Origin of the sequence: Wolbachia endosymbiont of Drosophila barbarae (assembly GCF_044752445.1) — a bacterium.
GTDB lineage: Bacteria > Pseudomonadota > Alphaproteobacteria > Rickettsiales > Anaplasmataceae > Wolbachia > Wolbachia pipientis.
In genome coordinates this window covers 1-978 of sequence record NZ_JBIXJM010000018.1, presented here as the reverse complement: position 1 = coordinate 978, position 978 = coordinate 1, and the positions used below count along the sequence as shown (strand labels likewise).

1 protein-coding gene is annotated in these 978 nt (G+C 33.8%); it reads left to right on the top strand.

Annotated elements, in window-relative coordinates; genetic code table 11:
- Positions 1-761: AEC family transporter (locus tag ACIPNH_RS00200; RefSeq protein WP_400770785.1), on the top strand; the 761-nt coding region annotated here is incomplete at its 5' end.
- Positions 762-978: the final 217 nt, after the last annotated feature.

Below are 978 nucleotides of genomic sequence, written 5' to 3'. Positions count from 1 at the left end.
TAAAAGTAATTTCTCTGCCGATTTTGATATGGTTTATAGGTAGCACTATGTCCTTATCAGTGTATTATCTTTCTTCTTTTTTATTTAAGGATAACACAAGAAACATATTAGCATTTAGCTCGGGCAGCACAAGTATGGGTTATTTTGGCCTGCCGATTGCCATGGCTTTATTTGATGAAGATTCAGTATCTGTATATGTTGTTTGTTATATAGGAATGGCGCTATTTGAAAACAGCTTAGGATTTTACATAGCTGCAAATGGTATTTATACCGCAAAAGAATGCATATTAAAGTTGTTCAAACTTCCTTCGCTTTATGCGATGGTTCTGGGCTTCTTTTTAAGTATATACGATATACAAATACCTACTTTTTTAACAGATGTTATGATGAACATTAGAAGTACATTTGTCACATTAGGAATGGTGCTACTTGGAGTGAGCATTGCGAATATTGCAAGCTTTAAAATAGATTGGAAGCTTGCTTTGATCACTATTACAGCAAAGTACGTATTCTGGCCACTGTTTGTTTTAGGAATTGTCCTTTTAGACAAGCATGTTATAGGTATATACGATGAGAGCATATATAAAGCACTGATGTTGCTGGCTATTATTCCAATTTCTGGGTCCAGTATAATACTTGCTAATATTTTGAATTATCAACCAGATAAAGCTACTCTGTTGCTTCTAATCAGTACTGCAGTGGGACTGTTTTATGTTCCACTAATAATATCATTATTTTTTACTAAACTTGTTCCTTTTTGATCAAAAAATTAAGCGCTTGCACAACCATTATTTGGGTAACAACACAAGACATTGATAAAACTTGAATTTATAGCTAAAGCAACTTCTACAATTTGGTAACCCGTCATCCCGCTACTAGTTAGCGCCGCGGCGGTAAATTGACCTTACCCAGAAAAAGTAGAGAGAAAGTTAAAACGTTTTTGGAGTAAAATAAAACGTTTTTTCAAAATATGACAAA